Source organism: Amycolatopsis marina, from assembly GCF_900111885.1.
Lineage (GTDB): Bacteria > Actinomycetota > Actinomycetes > Mycobacteriales > Pseudonocardiaceae > Amycolatopsis > Amycolatopsis marina.
The window spans coordinates 1-18763 of record NZ_FOKG01000030.1 but is presented as its reverse complement, the minus strand read 5'-3'; the positions used below and the strand labels follow the sequence as shown (position 1 = coordinate 18763).

At 68.3% G+C, this 18763-nt stretch carries 18 protein-coding genes and 1 pseudogene; 5 read left to right on the top strand and 14 right to left on the bottom strand.

Going from position 1 to position 18763, the window contains the following annotated elements; all coding sequences use genetic code 11:
* Nucleotides 1-32: 32 nt before the first annotated feature.
* The 3 genes from BM199_RS30235 to BM199_RS30225 form a co-directional block, all read right to left on the bottom strand.
* On the bottom strand, nt 33-719 hold the full coding sequence (locus BM199_RS30235; RefSeq protein WP_091678914.1) for a biliverdin-producing heme oxygenase: 687 nt from the start codon (nt 717-719) through the stop codon (nt 33-35).
* An 82-nt stretch (nt 720-801) separates the two neighbouring features.
* The gene (locus tag BM199_RS30230) at nt 802-1419 is read right to left on the bottom strand and encodes a TetR/AcrR family transcriptional regulator (RefSeq protein WP_091678911.1); all 618 of its coding nucleotides are present in this window, start codon (nt 1417-1419) and stop codon (nt 802-804) included.
* A 214-nt stretch (nt 1420-1633) separates the two neighbouring features.
* Complete coding sequence (locus tag BM199_RS30225; protein WP_091678908.1) at nt 1634-3130, bottom strand: glutamate-cysteine ligase family protein; 1497 nt, start codon at nt 3128-3130, stop codon at nt 1634-1636.
* 199 nt (nt 3131-3329) lie between these two features.
* Between BM199_RS30225 and BM199_RS30220 the strand changes: the two genes are divergently transcribed.
* Genes BM199_RS30220 through BM199_RS30210 form a run of 3 tightly spaced genes read left to right on the top strand, consistent with a single transcriptional unit; the run spans nt 3330 to nt 5257 of the window.
* A complete protein-coding gene (locus BM199_RS30220) occupies nt 3330-4175 on the top strand; it encodes a TrmH family RNA methyltransferase (protein ID WP_091678907.1) in 846 nt (281 codons plus the stop codon).
* A 38-nt stretch (nt 4176-4213) separates the two neighbouring features.
* On the top strand, nt 4214-4825 hold the full coding sequence (locus tag BM199_RS30215; protein WP_091679032.1) for a DUF2537 domain-containing protein: 612 nt from the start codon (nt 4214-4216) through the stop codon (nt 4823-4825).
* Nucleotides 4826-4879: 54 nt separating this feature from the next.
* A complete protein-coding gene (locus BM199_RS30210) occupies nt 4880-5257 on the top strand; it encodes an MmcQ/YjbR family DNA-binding protein (protein WP_091678905.1) in 378 nt (125 codons plus the stop codon).
* A 15-nt stretch (nt 5258-5272) separates the two neighbouring features.
* Here the strand turns inward: BM199_RS30210 and sepH are convergent, their stop codons facing one another.
* The 8 genes from sepH to BM199_RS30170 form a co-directional block, all read right to left on the bottom strand.
* Nucleotides 5273-6154, bottom strand: coding sequence for a septation protein SepH (sepH, locus tag BM199_RS30205; protein WP_091678902.1), 882 nt, complete (start codon nt 6152-6154; stop codon nt 5273-5275).
* Nucleotides 6155-6344: 190 nt separating this feature from the next.
* Complete coding sequence (gene serC, locus BM199_RS30200; RefSeq protein ID WP_091678900.1) at nt 6345-7472, bottom strand: phosphoserine transaminase; 1128 nt, start codon at nt 7470-7472, stop codon at nt 6345-6347.
* An 84-nt stretch (nt 7473-7556) separates the two neighbouring features.
* Nucleotides 7557-8915 (bottom strand): serine hydrolase domain-containing protein, encoded by a 1359-nt coding sequence (locus tag BM199_RS30195; protein ID WP_091678897.1) that lies wholly within the window; start codon nt 8913-8915, stop codon nt 7557-7559.
* 5 nt (nt 8916-8920) lie between these two features.
* Complete coding sequence (locus BM199_RS30190; protein WP_091678894.1) at nt 8921-10684, bottom strand: L-lactate permease; 1764 nt, start codon at nt 10682-10684, stop codon at nt 8921-8923.
* Nucleotides 10685-10918: 234 nt separating this feature from the next.
* A complete protein-coding gene (locus tag BM199_RS30185) occupies nt 10919-11527 on the bottom strand; it encodes a response regulator (RefSeq protein ID WP_091678891.1) in 609 nt (202 codons plus the stop codon).
* A complete protein-coding gene (locus tag BM199_RS30180) occupies nt 11524-12699 on the bottom strand; it encodes a sensor histidine kinase (protein ID WP_091678888.1) in 1176 nt (391 codons plus the stop codon). Before BM199_RS30180 ends, BM199_RS30185 begins: the two co-directional genes overlap by 4 nt.
* Nucleotides 12696-13526 carry an ABC transporter permease gene (locus BM199_RS30175; RefSeq protein ID WP_091678886.1) on the bottom strand — a complete coding sequence of 277 codons (831 nt, stop codon included), beginning with the start codon at nt 13524-13526 and terminating at the stop codon, nt 12696-12698. The genes BM199_RS30180 and BM199_RS30175 overlap by 4 nt, the downstream gene beginning before the upstream one ends.
* Nucleotides 13523-14362 carry an ABC transporter ATP-binding protein gene (locus BM199_RS30170; RefSeq protein WP_091678883.1) on the bottom strand — a complete coding sequence of 280 codons (840 nt, stop codon included), beginning with the start codon at nt 14360-14362 and terminating at the stop codon, nt 13523-13525. The genes BM199_RS30175 and BM199_RS30170 overlap by 4 nt, the downstream gene beginning before the upstream one ends.
* Before the next feature lie 315 nt (nt 14363-14677).
* Between BM199_RS30170 and BM199_RS30165 the strand changes: the two genes are divergently transcribed.
* Nucleotides 14678-16393, top strand: a complete 1716-nt coding sequence (locus BM199_RS30165; protein WP_245788927.1) for an SDR family oxidoreductase — start codon at nt 14678-14680, stop codon at nt 16391-16393.
* A gap of 29 nt (nt 16394-16422) precedes the next feature.
* Complete coding sequence (locus BM199_RS30160) at nt 16423-17037, top strand: TetR/AcrR family transcriptional regulator (RefSeq protein WP_091678878.1); 615 nt, start codon at nt 16423-16425, stop codon at nt 17035-17037.
* Nucleotides 17038-17047: 10 nt separating this feature from the next.
* On the opposite strand, the gene BM199_RS30155 is transcribed toward BM199_RS30160, so the two are convergent.
* The 3 genes and pseudogenes from BM199_RS30155 to BM199_RS30150 form a co-directional block, all read right to left on the bottom strand.
* Nucleotides 17048-18388 carry a hypothetical protein gene (locus BM199_RS30155; protein WP_091678875.1) on the bottom strand — a complete coding sequence of 447 codons (1341 nt, stop codon included), beginning with the start codon at nt 18386-18388 and terminating at the stop codon, nt 17048-17050.
* A gap of 32 nt (nt 18389-18420) precedes the next feature.
* Nucleotides 18421-18585, bottom strand: a complete 165-nt coding sequence (locus tag BM199_RS34055; protein WP_177242661.1) for a hypothetical protein — start codon at nt 18583-18585, stop codon at nt 18421-18423.
* A pseudogene (locus BM199_RS30150) lies at nt 18582-18763 on the bottom strand (IS701 family transposase); the annotation flags it as partial. The gene BM199_RS34055 and the pseudogene BM199_RS30150, both read right to left, overlap by 4 nt.

The window sequence follows — 18763 nt, the reverse complement described above, 5'->3', positions numbered from 1 at the left end:
GTGGTGGTGGGAGACGGGCGGGCCGCAGGCACTCAGGCGCGGAAGTCCTCGATCCGCTCGGCCAGGTCGCCCAGGACCGCGATGTTCAGTTCGAACGCGACCAGCGTCTCGTCGACGATGCGCGCGCGTTCGGTCGCGTTCCAGTCCGCGTTGTCGAGCAGTGCGCGGTAGTGCTTGCGGAAAGCGTGCGGGTTGTCGATGCCGCTGAAGTCGTAGAACATCGCACCCGGTCCGGTGACGTCGTACGTGCGCTGCAGCAGGGAGCGCACCACCTGGCCGCCCGCCAGATCGCCGAGGTAGCGCGTGTAGTGATGGGCGACGTATCCGCCCGCCCAGTCGTCGGTCACGCGGCGGATTCGCTCGGCGTACTCGAGGGTGGCGGGCACCGGATCGATCTTCGACCGCCACCGCGGGCCGAACAGGAACTCGAGGTCCACGGCGAGGGCCGGCATGCGGCGCAGCTCGTCGATCACGAAGGGCGCGCCGACGGCGTCCGCGACCATCCGGTCCGACGCGGCTTCCAGTGCCTCGTAAATGAGGTGGTACTGCGCGGCGAGCTGGGCGTATCCCTCCAGCGTGAGTGAGCCCCCGAGCAGCGCGTCCATGTATGCCGAGTGGTGCGCCTTGTCGTGCAGTCGCTTTGTCGACTCGCGCAGGGTCTGGGAGAACGGGACGCTCTCCACCCTGATGTCCGGGGTGGTCACCGTGGATGTGGCCATGAGACGCCCTCTCTCGCTGGATAGTGCCTCGAACGAGATGACACGTTGTCAGAAAGAGCCTAGGGCAGATCTCGTTGTTAGGCTAGCCTAATTTCACGGTGGAGGGCGGAATTGCTCCGATCGCGCGAAGGACGAACCGCACGGCGGCCTCGATCGTGGCCTCCAGCCGCTCCGCGGGGACGTCGACGACCTGCCTGCTCCCGAGCGCCGCGGTAATCAGTCCCAGCAGCACCTCGGGGTCCTCGTCGGCGAGGAGAGCCTGCCGTGCGCACTCGGCGAGGATCTCCCGCAACTGCTCGGTGATCGGGTCGGCGTGGGCCGCCACCCTGCGGTACGCGGCTGGGTCGAGTGTCGCGTCGAGGGAGCCACCGGGTGGCAGGTGGTACTCGGCGAGGACGCGCAGCTGCAGCCGGACGAAGGTGGCGAGCTTCGCCACGGGGTCGGTCTCCGCGCCCACGGCTGCCCGCAGCCGGCTGACGTAGTGCGCCGCCTCCTCCTCGACGAAGGCCACGAGCAGGTGCTGCTTGTCCGGGAAGTGGTTGTACATCGCCGACCGGCCGACCTGGGCCTCCGCGGCGATGCCGGACAGGGTGACGGCCTCGAACCCGCGTTCGTAGAGCTGCCTGCGCAGCGCGTCGAAAACCCGCGTGCGGACCTGCTCGCGATGCTCGGCGAGCGAGCCACCGATGATCTTGGGCACTGCTCACCTCCTCGCCGGTTCCATCATGCACCCGTTCAGAGTCTTTCTGAGAACTCGGGTCCGCGATCGAGTCGCCAGGGCTCTGACTCCCAGGGACTTTCCAGTTCTGCTGGTTGACGCCCTGCCGCCTCGACAGCGGGACTTCGTCGACCGAGTTCCCCGGATCACCACGACCTCGCTAACCACATTTCTCATGCACCATTCGGCAGGCGAGTCAGGCGGAGGGCCAGGTGTGCACCGGGGTTCCTTCCGTGGAGAGCTGGAGGTAGCTGGCGAGCATTGCCGTCAGCGCGGAGTTCCGGTCGGCGCCACCCTCCTGCGCGTCGGCGACGAACTTCCGCTGCCAGGATGCGCCCGACTGCTTGGCCAGGCAGCGCTGCTCGATGACACCGAGGTAGCGCTCCCGTGCCTCGTCGGACACCTTCGACCGGCGGAGACCGTCATGGGCCAGCGGCAGCAGCACGCGCAGGACCAGTTCGTCCGGTGGAATCCAGCCGATGCCCGGCCAGTACAGCTGGGCGTCGAAGCCGCCTCGTGCTCCCGCGTAGAGGTTCTCCTCGGCGGCCTGGAAGGACATCTGGCTCCAAATCGGACGCTCCGCCTCGGCGAGTGCCCTTTGCGCACCGAAGAAGAAGGCGGCGTTGGCCATCACGTCCAGCACCGTCGGCCCCGCGGGCAGCACGCGGTTCTCGATGCGCAGGTGTGGCTGGGAGTCCACCACGTCGTAGACGGGCCGGTTCCATCGCCAGACCGTGCCGTTGTGCAGCCGCAACTCGGTGAGCTTTGGCGTCTGCCCCGAGTCGAGTGCCTCGATCGGATCCTCCGAGTCGGTTTCCGGGAGCAGTCCGGGAAAATAGCGGACGTTCTCCTCGAAAAGGTCGAAGATCGAGGTGATCCAGCGCTCGCCGAACCACACTCGCGGCCGGACCCCCTGGTTCTTCAGCTCCTCGGGTCGGGTGTCGGTGGCCTGCAGAAAGAGCGGGATCCGGGTTTCCTGCCAGAGCGCCTTGCCCAGGAGGAACGGCGAGTTGGCCGAGATCGCCACCTGAATGCCGGCCAGGCACTGCGCGGCGTTCCAGTGCGCGGCGAACTCCTCCGGCTCCACCTGTAGATGCAACTGCACGGAGGTGCACGCGGCCTCGGGCAGGATCGACTCGGCATAGCAGCGCAGCCGCTCGGGCTTCTGTCCCGGCAGACCAGCGCCGTCCAGTGACAACAAGGTCTGTTCGCCTCTGGCAGCGAAGATCTGGTCGTTGAGCAACGAATAGCGCGCGTTGTTGGTCAACCATTTCTGGTCGAAATGATCCTGCGTGAGCGTCGGCAGGATGCCGATCATGGCCAGCGCCGCCCCAGCCTCCGCCGCCTTCGTGCCCGCGGTCGCCAGGTAGGCGTTGAGCTCGCTCTCCAGTTCCAACGCCGACTCCCCGGCGAGTAGCCGCGGCGGCACGTTCAGTTCCAGGTTGTGCTGACTCAGTTCCGTGGTGAACGAAGGATTGTCCAGCGCGTCGAGCACCATCGCGTTGGACATCGACGGCTGCATCGACTCGTCCACGAGGTTCAGTTCCAGCTCGAGTCCGATGTGTCTGCGGGGAAAGGAGAAACTGCCCTCGGTGAGCATTCGCGCAAGGGTGTCGAGGCAGCGTTGCACCTTGCGCCGGTAGCGACCACGGTCACGCGCTCTGAACAGTTCCGACGACACGTCTTCGCCCATGGCGCATCCCCGCTTCTGCTCGGCCATGGCCCCCCGCGGCCCGTGGCGCTGAACTGCTCGGCGGACAACCGTTACACACACGTTCCCGCCCGGCTAGCGGCCAAACTGGTGCCGTCTGTCACCTCGAGTTAACGCTGCGCGACCATCGTCTGTTTGCCGCAGGCCGCAGCGGAGTTCGGAGTACCCCGGAGCAGGCAGAATGGCGGATGGAAGACTCGCCGGTGTGGTGGAAAGGACACACGAACCGATCCGGCTCGACGACCCGGACGACACGCGGCTCGACGACTTCCGCGACCTCACCACCGCCGACCGCAGGCCCGACCGTCCGGGAGGCCGCGGGTTCGTCATCGCCGAAGGCACGGTGGTGGTTCGGAGGCTGCTCGCCTCGCGGTATCCGTTGCGGGCCGTGCTCGGCGTGCCGAAGCGGATCGCGGAACTCGCCGTCGATCTCGCGGACGTTTCCGCGCCGGTGTACGAGACCTCGGCGGACACCATGGCCAGGGTGGTGGGTTTCCACCTCAACCGGGGCGTACTGGCGGTGGCGGACAAAGCTGCGCTGCCCTCGGCGGAGGAGATCGCGCGGCAGAGCCGTACCGTCGCGGTTCTCGAGGGCGTCGGCGATCACGAGAACCTCGGCGCCCTGTTCCGCAACGCCGCCGCACTGGGCGTCGACGGTGTCCTGCTGGGCCCGCGCTGCTCCGATCCGCTCTATCGCCGCAGTGTGCGTGTCTCGATGGGCAACGTGCTGCGGGTGCCGTTCGCGCAACTGGAGCCCTGGCCTGCCGGACTGGAACTGCTGCGCGGGCACGGATTCCGGACCGCGGCGCTGACACCGAGGCCGGGCTCGCTGTCACTGCGCGAGCTGGCGGCCGGTACGGGCGGCAAGGTGGCGCTGCTCCTCGGCGCGGAGGGGCCCGGGCTCAGCGAGGAGGCGATCGCCGCGGCGGACGTCGCCGTCCGGATTCCCATGACCGGCGACGTCGACTCGCTCAATGTCGCGACAGCGGCCGCCGTCGCGTTCTACGAGCTCGCCGATCGTGGGTAGATTGATTTGCGGTCGTGGTGCAGGACGGGAGTGAGCGAGTGGAGCTTCGGGTCGAGGGGGAGCGCGCGGTTCTGGGTGCGCAGGGCAGGGAAGTCGATCTGCGATCGGTCGCCCTCGCCATCGACCTCGCCGACGCACTGCAGGAGTGGGCCAGGGTCGCGGCCGCGTTGCGGCGGGCGAGTACCGAGGCAGAGGCCGAGCCCGAGGCGGCCAGGATGGTCTCCCAGCGAGGTCGTCAGCTCGCGGGACGCGTCGCGGCCGCGGTCGGGACTCCGGTCACCTACGTCGACCCGGTGACCAGCGAGCCGCTCCTGGTTTCCCCGCCCGCGCGGCCCCCGGCAAGCTCGAGGCTGCTGCGGCGCTTCCTCGGTCCCGGTCAGCCGAGCGAGGAACCGACGCCATGGGGCACCGGACTGCTGGTGGCGGCGTTCGTGGCCGTGGTCGCCGTCGTCGCGATGCTCGCGCTCGCGACGACGCTGGCCACCGAAACGGCAGGCTGGATCGCGGTCGCCGCCGCACTGGTGGTCACCCTTGGGCTGGCACCGTCACTCTGGCTCGCGCGCAAGTTGCCGGTCCTGCGCTGGGTGGTACTCGGCGTCGCCGCAGGGGTGGCCACGTCGTGGATCGGCGTCCTGGTCATCGCATTCTGACCCCGAGCGGTGAGTCCGGGCCGCGATTGTCGGTGCGGGCCGGACAATCGAACCATGTCGGTCGATCAGCAGGATCCGCTCGAGTCGCTGCGCAGGCTCTGCCTCGCGCTGCCGGAGGCGACAGAACGGCTCAGCCACGGTGAGCCGACCTGGTTCGTGCGCGGGAAGAAGACGTTCGTGACGTACTCGGATCACCATCATGACGATCGGCTCGGCTTCTGGTGTCCCGCGCCCCAGGGTGTGCAGGAGGAACTGGTCGCACAGGAGCCGGAGCGCTTCTTCCGGCCGCCCTATGTCGGGCACCGGGGCTGGCTCGGCGTACGCCTCGATGTGGACGTCGACTGGGTCGAGATCGCGGAGATCGTCGCCGACGCGTACCGCATGGTGGCGCCGAAACAGTTGATCGCGCGGCTGGACCCCGAGCAGCGGTAGCCGTGCGCGGCGACTTCAGCCGCGTTGCGAGCGGACCCCGAGCAGCACGTCCTCCCAGGCCGGAACCGTGGGGTGACCCTTCCTGCCCTTCGCGACCGGCCGGTTCTGCTGGGCCACACGGCCTTCGGCCTGTTCCTCCGGCGGGATGCGCGGGAACTCGGTCGTGTCGTCCTCTTCCGGCTCCGGGATCGGTGCCTCGATCACGGTCGCGCCCTGCTGAGCGGTGCCGTGGTAGTCGAACATCGGCTGGTCGGAGTCCGGATCCGGGCTGTCGGCGTGGTCAGGTGTGATCGATCGCAGGGTGCGCGGCGTCCGGTGGGCGTGCGGGTCGAGCAACGCCTCGGCCGGCTCGTCCAGCGCGACGACCGTGCCGCCGTGCGCGCCGGGGGAGAACGACCAGTGCGCGCGGTTGTCCGACCGGCCTGCCTGCCAGTGCAGCCCGACGATCCACCTGCCGTCGTCACCGCGCCAGGAGTCCCATGTGGCCTGCGTGTAGTCCTGGCCGCGGGTGCCGAACGCGTAGGCGACGATCTCGCCGAGTGTCTGCACGTCGGGCCCGTCCTCGCGGATCGGGTGTGCCTGCTGGGCGAGTTCGGCCGTGCGGGAGCGTTCCAGCAGCACGGGGTAGGCGAACCGCTCGACCCGCTGCACGGGCACACCGGCGCTGCTCGCCACCTGCTCCACGGACTCACCGCTGCGGATTCTGGTCTGGATCTCACGTGGGCGCATCTGGCTCTCCAGCTCGATCTCGATCTGGCCGAGGCGAGTGATGTCACCACGGGCGGCCGCGCGAAGCCGTTCGTCGGCCGGCAGCAGGAAACGGTCACGGCTCGCGGGGTCTTCGCACACGATGGACTTACCGTCCTCGTGTAGCCCCACTACCCGTAGCGCCCGCATGCCGTCCTCCCGAATACTTCACCTTTGTGGGTGCCTACGTTAGGGCGGCGCGTCGGCTTGACGCGCGAGGCGCGCCGAGTTGTCACCCATCCGACCATGATGTTGACCCAGGTGAGGGGTATTCGCATGGCGACACGGCCAGTGTGGGCGCGAAAATCCCCCACCATGGCCGTGCCGGCCATGGTGGCGCCTAACCCTGGCGCTCGACGACCCATTCGATGCAGGCGATCAGTGCGGAGATGTCGTCCGGGTCGATCGCGGGGAACATGCCGACGCGCAACTGGTTGCGGCCGAGCTTGCGGTACGGCTCGACATCCACGATCCCGTTGGTGCGCAACGTCTTCGCCACGGCGGCGGCGTCCACCTCTTCGGCGAAGTCGATCGTCCCGACGACCTGTGACCGCAGGGCGGGGTCTGCCACGAACGGAGTCGTGTAGCCGGTTTTCTCCGCCCACTCGTACAGCCGAGTCGAGGACTCCTTCGTCCGCGCGGTCGCCCAGTCGAGTCCGCCGTTCGCGAGCATCCATTCGAGCTGGTCGGCCAGCAGGAACAGCGTCGCCACCGAGGGGGTGTTGTACGTCTGGTCCTTGCGGGAGTTGCCCAGCGCGGTGGGCAGCGAGAGGAACTCGGGAACCCAGCGGTCGGAGCCGCCGATCTCGCCGACTCGCTCGATCGCCGCGGGCGACATGAGGGCGAGCCACAGGCCGCCGTCGGAGGCGAAAGACTTCTGTGGTGCGAAGTAGTAGACGTCGAACTCCTCGGCCTTGACCGGCAGCCCACCGGCACCGGAGGTGGCGTCGATCGCGACGAGTGCGTTCTCGCTGCCCGCGGGCCTGCGCACAGGTACGGCCACGCCGGTGGAGGTCTCGTTGTGCGCCCAGCCGACGAGGTCGGCGCCCTCCTGATAGGCGATCTCCGGCGCACTGCCCGGATCGGCCGACACGACGATGGGGTCGGCGAGGAAGGGGGCGCCCTTGGTGACCGTGGCGAACTTCGAGGAGAACTCGCCGTAGGTGAAGTGCTGTGCCCTTTCCCGCACGAGACCGAACGCGGCCGCATCCCAGAATGCCGTGGTACCGCCGTTGCCGAGCACGACCTCGTAGCCGTCGGGCAGGGAGAACAGCTCGGACAGTGCCGACCGCACGCGCCCGACGAGGGACTTCACCGGCTTCTGCCGGTGGGAGGTCCCGAGCACGGCGGCGCCGGCGGTGGCCAGGCTGGCGAGCTGCTCGGGGCGGACCTTCGAGGGGCCACAGCCGAAGCGGCCGTCCGCGGGTTTGAGGTCGGCGGGGATGGTCAAGTCAGCGGCGTCGGTCATGGCCGCAAGTCTGACATGGTGCGTCCACTGGCTGCGCAGAGATGTCCGTCATATGGGACGCGTCCACGCCTGTGTGGAGCGTGATCAGGGACGCCAGCCCTTCTCGTCGACACCACCGGGAATCGGCGCAGCCGGGTCGTAGGGGGTGCGCGTGAAGATGAACGTCGCCAGGTCCAGGTGTTGCGGCCTGCCGTCGGAGTCGCGCACGACCCGCAGCGTCTCGCCCGCGTAGTACCCGTCGAGGCCGAGCCACTCGTCCTCGCCGACCGGGCGGAACCGGGAAGCGCGCCCACGCCCCTCGGCAGGCGCGAGGTTGAACCCGCCCTCGGGCAGCAGCCGCAGGTGGAACGGGGTCGGGCCCCAGTGCCACAGGCCGGTGAGGTCCAGCTGGCGGGTGTCCGTGGACGTCGCCCGCCATTCCTGCGGCAGGCTCGGCTCGTAGTCGTCGGCGATCGAGATCAGATCCAGCACCAGCGGCACGATCGCCACTCCCGAGGTCGAGTTCGCCATCGCGAGCGCGCCCGTGCTCGTCGCCGGGTCGATCAGCGAGCAGGAGACGAACCCGGGCATCGAGCCGGTGTGCCCCGCGAGCCTGCGCCCGCCCGCGCGAACCAGCTGGAAACCGAGGCCGTATCCGGCGGTCCAGCTGTCGCCGTCGTCCACCACCGCGACCTCGCGCATCTCGGCGACCGTGTCCGGGTGCAGCACGTCGCCCGTATGCCCGCCGACGAACGTCGTCCAGCGCGCCAGGTCGTTCACCGTCGACCACAGCTGGCCTGCCGGTGCCATGGCGCCCGCGTCCGGTGAAGGCTCGGGCAGCAGGACGTCCGCGAACGGGTGCACGGCCAAGCCGGGGGCGTACCGGCCCTCAGGGTGCGGGGACGTCCTGGTCATCCCGAGTGGACCGGTGATCTCGGCGCGTAACGCCGCCAGCCAGCTGGTCCCACGCAGCCGGGCCACGAGTTCGCCCAGCACGCCGTAGCCCACGTTTGAGTAGTGGAAGCGGCGGCCGGGACGGTGCTTGACCTCGCCTGAGGTGAGGCCGGCCTGCAGCGCGGACCAGTCCCCGCCCTCGCTGCGCTCCCACCACGAACCCGGTGACTCGGCGGTGAGGCCGCCGGTGTGCGCGAGCAGTTGCGCGATCGTCGTCGCCCCGAACGCGGTACCCGGCAGGTGCCGCTCCACCGGGTCGTTCAGCTCCAGCCTGCCCTCGTCCCGCAGGCGCAGCACCAGTGCGGCCACGAGCGACTTCGTGATCGAGCCCAGCCGGTACTGCGTGTCGGCGTCCGGCTGCTCGCCGCCGGTGCCGTCGACGAACCCGCGCGCCCCGGACCAGACCAGTTCGCCGTCACGCACCACCGCTGCGACGAGCGAGGGGGCGCGGTTGGCCGCCTGTTCGGTGGCAAGTCGGCGAAGCAGGGCTAGCTCGGTGGTAGGCAGCATGCCCGTCATTCTGCCGGGACGTTCGCCTGCTTGCGCAGCCGCAGGATGATCAGCGCGAGTGCCGCGCCGATGAGCACGAGCAGCACGGTGCCCGCGTTCAGTCCGGGTCCGTTGACCAGCACGAAACCGAGTGCTCCCGCCGAGAGGCAGTAGTAGATCATCGGGAAGATGGTCTTGCGGATCAGGTCGCCTTCCCGCCCGAGCAGGCCAACCGTCGCCGATGCGGCCACGACGTTGTGCACGGTGATCATGTTGCCCGCCGCGCCGCCGACCGCCTGCGATGCCACGACCGTTTCGGGTGCGGCGCCGATCTGCTCGCCGGTGGAGAACTGGAACAACGAGAACATCAGGTTGCTCACCGTGTTGCTGCCCGCGACGAAGGCGCCGAGAGCGCCGATCCACGGTGCCAGCAGGGGCCATGCGTCGCCTGCGATGGAGGCCGCGCCGTCGGCGAGCGTGAGCGGCATGCTCTCGTAACCGGCGCCGTTGATCTCGGAGTTGATGAAGATCCGCACGAGCGGGAGGGCGAACAGCAGGGCGACGGCGGCGCCCGCGATCTGCTTTCCCGCCACCTGCCACGAGGCCCGGATCTGCGTACCGCTCATCCGGTGCAGGGCATAGGCGCTGACACTCGCGACGACCAGGATGAACCCGGGCAGGTAGAACGGCTGCAGGCTTTCCGCGACCTCGGTGCCGAAGATGGCGTCGAAGTCGATCGAAAGGCCGGTGAGGAACTCCTTCACCGGCGTGACCGTCCTGGTGAGCACCAGCAGCGCAGCGACGAGCAGGTACGGCGCCCAGGCCCGCAACGGGTGCATCGTCCTGCCGACGACCTCGCTGTCCGGCTGGACATTGCCGGTCCAGCGGTCCTCCCAGCGCTCGCGCGCCGGGAAGTCCCACGGCCGCTCGGGCAGGAAGAGCCCGCGACGGGCCGCGGTGACCACGATGGTCAGGCCGATGAGCCCGCCGAGCAGCGCGGGGAACTCGGGGCCGAGCAGCGCGGCGACCGTCACGTAGGGGACCGTCATCGCGAACGCGGCGAACAACGCGAACCGCCACACCTTCAGGCCCTCGCCGAACCGGCGGCGTTCACCGAAGAACCCGGTCAGCATGCAGGCCAGGAACAGCGGGATCAGGGTGCCGATGATCGCGTGCATGATCGCCGCGTCGAGGGCGATACGGGAGACGTACTCGGGCATGTCGATCCCGAGCACCGACACCCGGTCCTCGACGGCGCTGCTGCCGGCGAGGCCGTCGTTGACCCCGACCAGGATCGGGGTGCCGACCGCGCCGAACGTGACCGGCGTGCTCTGGATGACCAGTCCGACCATGACCGCGGCCATTGCGGGGAAGCCGAGCGCGAGCAGCAGCGGAGCCACCACGGCGGCGGGGGTTCCGAAGCCGGACGCGCCCTCGATGAAGCTGCCGAACAGCCAGCCGATGATGATCGCCTGGATCCGGCGGTCGGGGCTGATGTCGGTGAAGGTGGCCCTGATCGAGGCCATCGCCCCGCTCTTGCTCAGCGTGCCGAGCAGGAGCAGCGCGCCGAAGACGATGTAGAGCAGGCCGACAGCGAGGATCAGTCCCTCCACGCTGGAGGCGGCGATGACAACGGCGTCGACGTCCCAGACGAAGGCCGCGGCCAGCACGACCACGACGAACCCGATCGGCATGGCGTACTTCGCGGGCCAGCGCAGGCCGACGAGCAGTATCCCGATGATCGCGATCGGCGCCAGCGCCACCGCGCTGAGAACGGCGAGGTTGTCCATACCCGAACCACCCTTCGGCCAAGCCTTCCGCATCGCGGAATGTCACTTCCGTGATGTCGTTAGACCGGCAAAGGTTCTCAGTGACCGCCGTCACCGTCAACCCCCAACCGCCCCTCGCACTTTCCCGGGAAAGTGCGAGTCAGGTGCAGGTCCGGGCCCCCAAAACCCGCACTTTCCCGGGAAAGTGCGGTACTTGCGCGTGCACCTATCGCACTTTCCCGGGAAAGTGCGAGGTTAGGTGAGTAGACCGTGCTTCATGGCGGTGGTGACGGCGGCCGTGCGGTCGGAGACGTCGAGCTTGCTGAAGGTCCGCAGCAGATGGGTCTTCACCGTGGCCTCGCTGATGTGCAGCGCCCTGCCGATCTCCGCGTTGGTGCTGCCGTCGGCGACCAGCCGCAGAACCTCGACCTCGCGTGCGGACAGCTGTGGCGGAGCGGGAGTGCGCACCCGGTGCACCAGCCTGCCCGCGACGGAGGGTGCGAGCACCGTCTCCCCGCGCGCGGCAGCCCGGATGGCCTCGGCGAGCTGCGCTCGGGACGTGTCCTTGAGCAGGTACCCCGTGGCCCCTGCCTCCACGGCCCGCAGGATGTCGGTGTCGGTCTCGTAGGTGGTGAGCACGACGATGCGCTGCCCCGGCAACCGCCGGATGGCTCCCACACCGTCCAGCCCCGGCATGCGCAGGTCCATCAGCACGACGTCCGGTCGCTCGGCAGGCACGAGCACGAGCGCTTCCTCCCCGGAGCCCGCCTCGCCGACCACGCTGAAGTCCGGTTCGGACTCGAGCATCCCGCGCAGTCCTTCCCGCACCACGGGATGGTCGTCCACGAGCACGATGCGGATCACAGCGGCACCTCCAGTTCGACCATGGTGCCCGACTTTCCACTGTGGATTTCCAGCCGTCCGCCGACCTGCTCGGCCCGTGCGCGCATTCCGGCGATTCCGTAACCACCGCTGACGTGCTGCTGATCGAACCCGGTTCCGTTGTCCCGCACGCTGAGCCGGACGAAGTCCTCCGCGACGGACAACAGAACGATGACCACCGTGGCGCCGGAGTGCCGCCGCACGTTGTGCAGTGCCTCCTGCGCGCCGCGCAGCAGCACCACCGACGCGGCCGTGCTGGGCCGCGTCTCGAACGGCTGGATCTCGCACACCACCCTGATCGGCGTGACCTCGCCCAGTCGTTCCGCCTGCCGCCGCACCGCATCTTCGAGCGAGCCGTCGTCCAATGCGGAGGGAGACAGCGCCGCCACCATCGCCCGCGCCTCGGCCAGGTTCTCCCGCGCTGTCCGCAGGGCCAGTTCGAGGTGCCGTCGCGCGGCGGGTGGTGCGCTGTCCCATTCGGACTCCACCGCCTGCACCAGCGTCACGATGCTGGTGAACCCCTGCGCCAGGGTGTCGTGGATCTCCCTGGCCAGCCGCTCCCGCTCGGCCGAGGTGCCCGCCGCGTGGGAAAGCTGGGCGACCTCTGCCCTGCTGGCCTCCAGCCGTTCGATCAGCTCGGCCTGCGCCTCGCTCTGCGTGGCCATCCGGGAGATGAAGTGGCCGATCAGCAGGGACAGTCCGCAGAAGATCAGGCCCGCGGGGACCGCCTGGCGCAGCGCCTCGATCCGGTCGGGTGCCTCCATCGCGGAGATCGCCGTGGGGGTGAACGCGATCAGGACGACCGTCGGCACCGCGAAGGTCATCGGCAACGTCCAGAACAACTGGGCGATGACAGCCGGGCTGTACCAGGCCGCCGGACCGTCGATCACCATCGCCGAGACGAACAGTGCCAGCAGGACCGCTACGAACACGGCTCGGCGCCGTCCCGCCGCGGTGCCTGCCGCGGCCAGCGAGCGTCCGAAGATCCAGTACCAGACCGCGGCGAACAGCAGCAGGCCACAGCTGGTCAGGTCCCTGCCGAGTGGATCAGCGCCACTGGTCAGCACGATCGTCGCGGTGGCGAGCAGCGTGAAGGCGTAGAACAGGTCCCACTTCGGCAGCGACCGCAACCCGAACGGCTCTGGTGCGCTCATTCCGCGCGGTTCGTCCAGCGGAAGGTCGCCTGGCACAGCAGCAGACCCAGGACGCACCACACGCCCAGCACCAGCGCGACCATTCCCAGTTCCCATTCCCCTGCCATTTCGTAGGCGGTCATGGAATCGGGCAGGAACACCGAGCGGAAGCCCTGGCAGATCCACTTGACCGGAAAGAACGACGACACCGTGACCATAACGATCGGCAGGGATGTGATGGGAGTGACGAACACACCGGAGATGAACTGCAACGTGACCTGCACGATGTTCATTCCCGCAGAGGCCCCGTTCACCGACCGCGCCATCGCGCTGGCCGCGGTGCCGAGCAGCGCACAGCTGATGCAGCCGAGCGCGAAGACCCACGCCAGTGTCAGCCAGTCGTTGAGTGCGGTGGGCAGCGACAGATCGAACAGCAGCATGGCCACCGTGACCATCAGGATCATCTGCGCCAGGCTGGAGACCGCGACCAGGACGACCTTGCCCACGAAGTAGGCCGCCGCGGGCATCGGCGTGCCGCGCAGCCGTTTGAGTGTCCCGTCCTCGCGGTCCATCGCCACGCCGACGCCCATGCTGACGAACGACGTCGACACGATGCCTGCCCCGATCATCCCCGCCGCAAGGACCTGGCTCGCGCCGACGCCCGTGCCCGCGTAGGTCTCGTCGAAGATCGATCCGAGCAGCACCATGAGGATCGCGGGCAGCGAGAACGTGAAGACCACGTGCTCCTTCTGCCGGAAGAACTGCCGCAGCTCGACGCCACCCCGCGCGAGTCCGATGCGGACGGTGCCGGGAGCGCTGACGGTGGGTGCGGGTCGAAGTGTGGTCATGGCCGTCCGCCGATCAGGTCGAGGTAGGTGTCCTCCAGGCTGGGGCGCAGGACGATGAGATCCGCGAGCTCTCCACCCGTGCGGGAGAGCTCGCGGATCAGCTCCGTGGGCGTGCTCGTCCTGCGTTCCAGCACAGCGCCCTGTTCCCGCCAGCGCACCGTCGCGAGCGCGCGGTCCCGGCCGCCGATCGTCGCGGGTGTGCCCTGCGCGACGACCGAACCGTCCGCGATCACCGCGACCCTGTCGGCGAGGGCTTCCGCCTCGTCCAGGTAGTGCGTGGTGAGCAGGATCGTCGTGCCGTCGGCGGCGAGCAGCCGGATCAGCGCCCAGAACTGCCTGCGGGCCTCCGGGTCGAATCCGGTCGTCGGTTCGTCCAGGAACAGCAGTTCCGGATCACCGACGATCCCGAGTGCGACGTCCAGCCTGCGCCGCTGCCCGCCGGACAACGTGCGAACCCGGGCCTTGGCCCGCGCCGTGAGGCCGACCCGGTCGATGACCTCGTCCGGGTCCCGCGGGGTGGGGTAGTAGCCGGCGAAATGCCGCACGCTCTCCGCGACCGTCAGCTCCGCCGCGTCCGTCGCGGTCTGCAGCACGATGCCGATCCGCGCCCGCCAGCGCTGCCCCGCATGCGCCGGGTCCGTGCCGAGCACCTGGATCTCCCCGGCATCGCGCCTGCGGTGTCCTTCCAGGATCTCGACCGTGGTCGTCTTCCCCGCTCCGTTCGGCCCGAGCAGGGCGAAGATCTCCCCGCCCTCGATATCGAGATCGATTCCCGCGACGGCGACGCGCCCCGGGTACTCCTTGCGTAATCCACGCACCTGCACCGCTGTGGTCATGGGGTCGATGCTGCTGTGCGAGCACCCTGTCGCGGGACGTCCGGACCGTTGAACCCGGCTGTCCGTCGAACGGTGGACAGCGCTTGTTGACAAGTCGGGCTATTCACAACGGACCCCCACTTCGATCTCGCATCTCACCTGCAGTCACTCGTCGCGAGCCGCCCCTACTGTGGCCAAGAAGCCTGCCACAGCGGGGCCCTCCTACTGCGGCCAAGAAGCCTGCCACAGCGAATGACTTGTGAATAACCCTCGGCGCTTGTTGACAGATTGTCTAACATGGCAGTCGTGGCTACCGAGGAGCGGACGCAGAGCTGGGTGACGGCTAGTGATGGTGTGCGCCTGTCGGTGCGCACATGCGGGGCAGCGGACAAGCCGGTCGTGTTGTGCGTGCACGGTTATCCGGACAACAGTTCGATGTGGGACGGCGTGATCGCCGGGCTGCGGCAGAAGTTCCGGGTCGTGACCTACGACGTGCGCGGCGCGGGTGCGTCGGACAAGCCGCGCGAGCGCTCCGCCTACCGGCTCGACCAGCTCGCCGATGACCTCGCCGAGGTCGCCGACGCGGTCAGTCCGGACCGGCCGGTGCATCTGCTCGCCCACGACTGGGGCTCAATCCAGGCTTGGCACGCGGTGACCGGCGAGCGGATGCGCGGGCGGATCGCGTCGTACACCTCGATGTCCGGGCCGAGCCTCGACCATGCCGGCGCGTGGTTCCGCGCCCAACTGCGCCCCAGCCCGAGGGCCCTGCGCAACGGGATCACCCAGTTCCTGCACTCCGGCTACATCGCCTTCTTCCAGTTGCCACTCCTGCCGGAGTTGTTGTGGCGAACGGGTGTAATGCGCAGGATCATCGCGCGACTGGAGCCCGCCGAGTCCAATGCGGACACCAGTGACGGTATGCACGGACTGAAGCTCTACCGCGCGAACATGCTGCCCCGGCTGACCAGGCCGATGCCCCGGACCGCCGACATTCCGGTACAGGTGCTCGCGCCGACCGGCGACGGCTTCGTCACGACACCGCTGCAGACGGAGATTCAGCGCTGGGTGCCGGACCTGCGGGTCCGCCCGGTCGCCGGAGGACACTGGGTCACGCGCTCCCGGCCCGAGATGGTCGCCAGGGCCACGACGGAACTGGTCGAATATGTGGAGCACGGGCGTCAGGCACGCGCACTGCGCCGAACCAGGGTCGCCGGCGGCGACGGGAAGGACCTGCGCTTTCCCGGCAGGCTGGTGGTGGTCACCGGTGGCGGCAGCGGGATCGGCAGGGCCACGGCACTGGCCTTCGCCGCACAGGGGGCCGACATCGTGGTCACCGACCTGAACGGTGATTCGGCCGCCGAGACCGCCACGATGGCCCGCGAGCACGGCGTCGCCGCCGCCCATTACAAGGTGGACGCCGCGGACGGAAAGGCCGTTCGCGAGTTCGCGGTCCGCGTACGTGCGCAACACGGAATTCCCGACGTCGTGGTGAACAACGCGGGCATCGGGGTTTCCGGGCCCTTCCTGGACACGAGCGAGGAGGACTGGCAGCGCGTCATCGACGTGAACCTCTGGGGTGTGATCCACGGGTGCAGGGCCTTCGCGGAGCAACTTGTCGAACGGGGCGAGGGCGGGCATATCGTCAACATCGCCTCCGCGGCCGCCTACATGCCGTCGAAGATCCTGTCCGCCTACGCCACGACGAAGTCGGCCGTGCTGATGCTGAGCGAGTGCCTGCGCGCGGAGTTGGCCGCGGAGAACATCGGAGTCACCGCCGTCTGCCCGGGAATCGTGCACACCAACATCACCAGCACCACCCGATTCGCCGGTGTCGACGACGCGGAACAGGTTCGCAGGCAGCGGTCCGCCACGAGCATGTACGCCAAACGCGGGTTCGGGCCGGAGAAGGTGGCCAGGGACATTCTGCGCGCGGTGGAACGCGACGTCGCACTCCAACCGTCCACTCCGGAGGCCAAGGCGGCGCTGGTGATGTCCAGGCTGACGCCAGGCGTGCTGCGCGCCACCGCGAAACTGGATGCCACACCGAAGTGAGCCAGGCCAGCGCGGGCAAACCTCGCCGGATGTCGCCGGAGGCGCGCAGGCAGGACCTCATCGCGGCGGCGCTGGAACTCTTCGGCAGCAGACCGCCGGAGGACGTCTCGGTGGATGACGTCGTCAAGCGGGCGGAAGTGTCCAGGCCCTTGTTCTACCGGTACTTCTCCAGTATCCGGGAGTTGCACCTCGCGGCGCTGCGCTCGGTGACCGACGGGTTGATCGACCGCCTGGCCCTGCGCGAGGAGGGGACACCGACGCAGCGCCTTAGAGCCGCTGTGCGCGGGTTGATCGACGTCGCGGGCGAGTACCGCGCCGGGTACATCGCGTTGCTGCGTAGCGGATCCGTGGTCGCGACCTCGGAGACCAACGCCGTCGTCGACCAGGTCCGCAACCGCGCGGTCGAGGTGATCCTGGCGGAAACCGGGGTAACCGATCCCTCACCGCTCCTGCTCGCGACCCTGCGCTGCTGGACGGCCGTGGTCGAGGGCGCGCTGCTCACCTGGCTACAGGACGGCATTCCGCGGGACGTGGAACTCGAGCACTGGCTCGTCGATCAGCTCGTCGCCATGCTCAACGCCACTGCCGCCCACGATCCGGCGGCGGTGGCGCTCGCGGTCGGCTCCGCCGAGCTTGAGTTCTGACATCCGGCACTCAGAGCATCTGGTCCTGGATGTTCCTGCGGTCCGTTGCTCCGACGTGTTGCTCCACTGTCCCGCCACGGTCCGGGTCGGCTCCGTTGAGGTCCGGTTGTTCTGCCAGCGCATTCAGGATTTCTGTGTTCGTTGTCTCCATATCGAAGTACGCGCGGGCGGCGTCGGTGAGTCGGCAGCCCGCCTCGTAGTACCGCGCGCACGTGGTCTGCAGGAAGGAGACGAACGCATCGCGTGTGTCCTTCAGTTCCACGTCGCCCGCGGTCTCCGCGCCGTCCATTCCCCGCAGCTGCGGGTCCGCGTCGTCCGTCGCGATCACTGCCGAGACCACTTGTTCGTATTCCTCGGAGGCAGTGAAGCAGTGTTGCGCGAGCTTTTCGATCTCACCTATGTCCTCGACGGCGTATCCGCCCGTCGGCTGACTCGTGGTGCCGGCTGTGGTCAAATCGAACAACTCCAGGAGTTTGCTGTCCGTCTTCGCGATTTCACGCTGGAGTTCCTTGACCTTGTTGGACCAGTCGTATCCGGCGTTGATGGCGTCCTGCGTTGCCTTCTTCAGACTGTCCTCGACTCCTGTCACGATGCTGTGAATGTCGTCGGCGTATTCCAGGTCGGTCTGGTAGAAGTCAAATGCGTTGCCGACGACGACCGCCACCGACGACACGACACCAACGGTCGGATTGGGAATACCAACGACGACAGCGCCTAGGCTCAGCCCCGTCCACTGCCACAGCTCGGTCTCGGAGTTGTCGGTACTGACCGTCTGGCTCAGTTTGCCCGCTGCCGTTCGAATCGCGCGGAGCGTGTTCCGACGAGCGGAATCGATGGTGACCGCACGAGCCGCATACAGATTGATGAGACTGTCGGCTATACCGCGCTGGTTGTCCATGGTAGGACGGGTTGACAGGCCGAAGTTCCGTCGGAACTCCTCGCCGGCAATCCCGGCCCACGTGCTGTTCCCGTTGATGTTGTTCACGTGGGCCGGAATACCACTGGGGATGCCGATCGCTTTCTCGTTTCCGAGAAAGCGGGCGGCGCGGTGCAACTGATCGAATGCCGACGCCAGAACATCCAGGTCCTGGGTCTCGTAAACCGGAATCTCGGCTTCCACGCCGGCGCGGATCTCTTTCACCCAGCGAGGTATCCGCTGCAGGACCTGGTCAGGACTGGACGGTGCTCCCACCATCGGGTTTTCCCGGTCTGGGTTCCACGGTATGTGGAAACTCTCGCGGGCTTCCTTCTCGTACCGCTCGGTGAGCGCCGCCTCGAACGCGGCCAGCGCCTCGTTGACCGCTGCGCTGTACTTCGCCGGGTTCGCGTGCTTGATGGTCTTGTCGGTCATCGACGTTCGTCCCCCTAGTACTGCAACGGCAGTTAAGGAAGTGGGTAGCCGCGGCGTTTGTAGTGGCTGAGGCGGGCTTGGTGTTGTCGTCGGCGGCGGAAGCGTGACCAGGACCAGATGTGTTCGGCGGCGTCGGCGACACGCAGGACCAGCTTGGTGAGCAGGCGCCGGATCTCCGGTAGTGTAAAGCTGATCATGTCTGGTTCGGCGATACCGATTCCCCTTTTATGGCAAGGGATTTGGCGACGGCGAGCCAGGCGTGGGCGAGCATCGACAGGGTGATGTGGGCGTACCACGCCCGCCAGGACCGGACCTGGTAGTGATCCAGTCCGGCTTCGTTCTTGGCCTGCTGGAAACACTCTTCGATCCGCCAGC

Bases quoted from the DNA above. Each gene is read 5' to 3' on its own strand.
- BM199_RS34055 (WP_177242661.1), bottom strand. From the start codon at position 18,585: ATGATCAGCTTTACACTACCGGAGATCCGGCGCCTGCTCACCAAGCTG.
- BM199_RS30170 (WP_091678883.1), bottom strand. From the start codon at position 14,362: ATGACCACAGCGGTGCAGGTGCGTGGATTACGCAAGGAGTACCCGGGG.
- sepH (WP_091678902.1), bottom strand. From the start codon at position 6,154: ATGCGGGCGCTACGGGTAGTGGGGCTACACGAGGACGGTAAGTCCATC.
- BM199_RS30220 (WP_091678907.1), top strand. From the start codon at position 3,330: ATGGCGGATGGAAGACTCGCCGGTGTGGTGGAAAGGACACACGAACCG.
- BM199_RS30175 (WP_091678886.1), bottom strand. From the start codon at position 13,526: ATGACCACACTTCGACCCGCACCCACCGTCAGCGCTCCCGGCACCGTC.
- BM199_RS30195 (WP_091678897.1), bottom strand. From the start codon at position 8,915: ATGCTGCCTACCACCGAGCTAGCCCTGCTTCGCCGACTTGCCACCGAA.
- BM199_RS30190 (WP_091678894.1), bottom strand. From the start codon at position 10,684: ATGGACAACCTCGCCGTTCTCAGCGCGGTGGCGCTGGCGCCGATCGCG.
- BM199_RS30235 (WP_091678914.1), bottom strand. From the start codon at position 719: ATGGCCACATCCACGGTGACCACCCCGGACATCAGGGTGGAGAGCGTC.
- BM199_RS30210 (WP_091678905.1), top strand. From the start codon at position 4,880: ATGTCGGTCGATCAGCAGGATCCGCTCGAGTCGCTGCGCAGGCTCTGC.
- BM199_RS30160 (WP_091678878.1), top strand. From the start codon at position 16,423: ATGTCGCCGGAGGCGCGCAGGCAGGACCTCATCGCGGCGGCGCTGGAA.
- BM199_RS30155 (WP_091678875.1), bottom strand. From the start codon at position 18,388: ATGACCGACAAGACCATCAAGCACGCGAACCCGGCGAAGTACAGCGCA.
- serC (WP_091678900.1), bottom strand. From the start codon at position 7,472: ATGACCGACGCCGCTGACTTGACCATCCCCGCCGACCTCAAACCCGCG.
- BM199_RS30180 (WP_091678888.1), bottom strand. From the start codon at position 12,699: ATGAGCGCACCAGAGCCGTTCGGGTTGCGGTCGCTGCCGAAGTGGGAC.
- BM199_RS30225 (WP_091678908.1), bottom strand. From the start codon at position 3,130: ATGGGCGAAGACGTGTCGTCGGAACTGTTCAGAGCGCGTGACCGTGGT.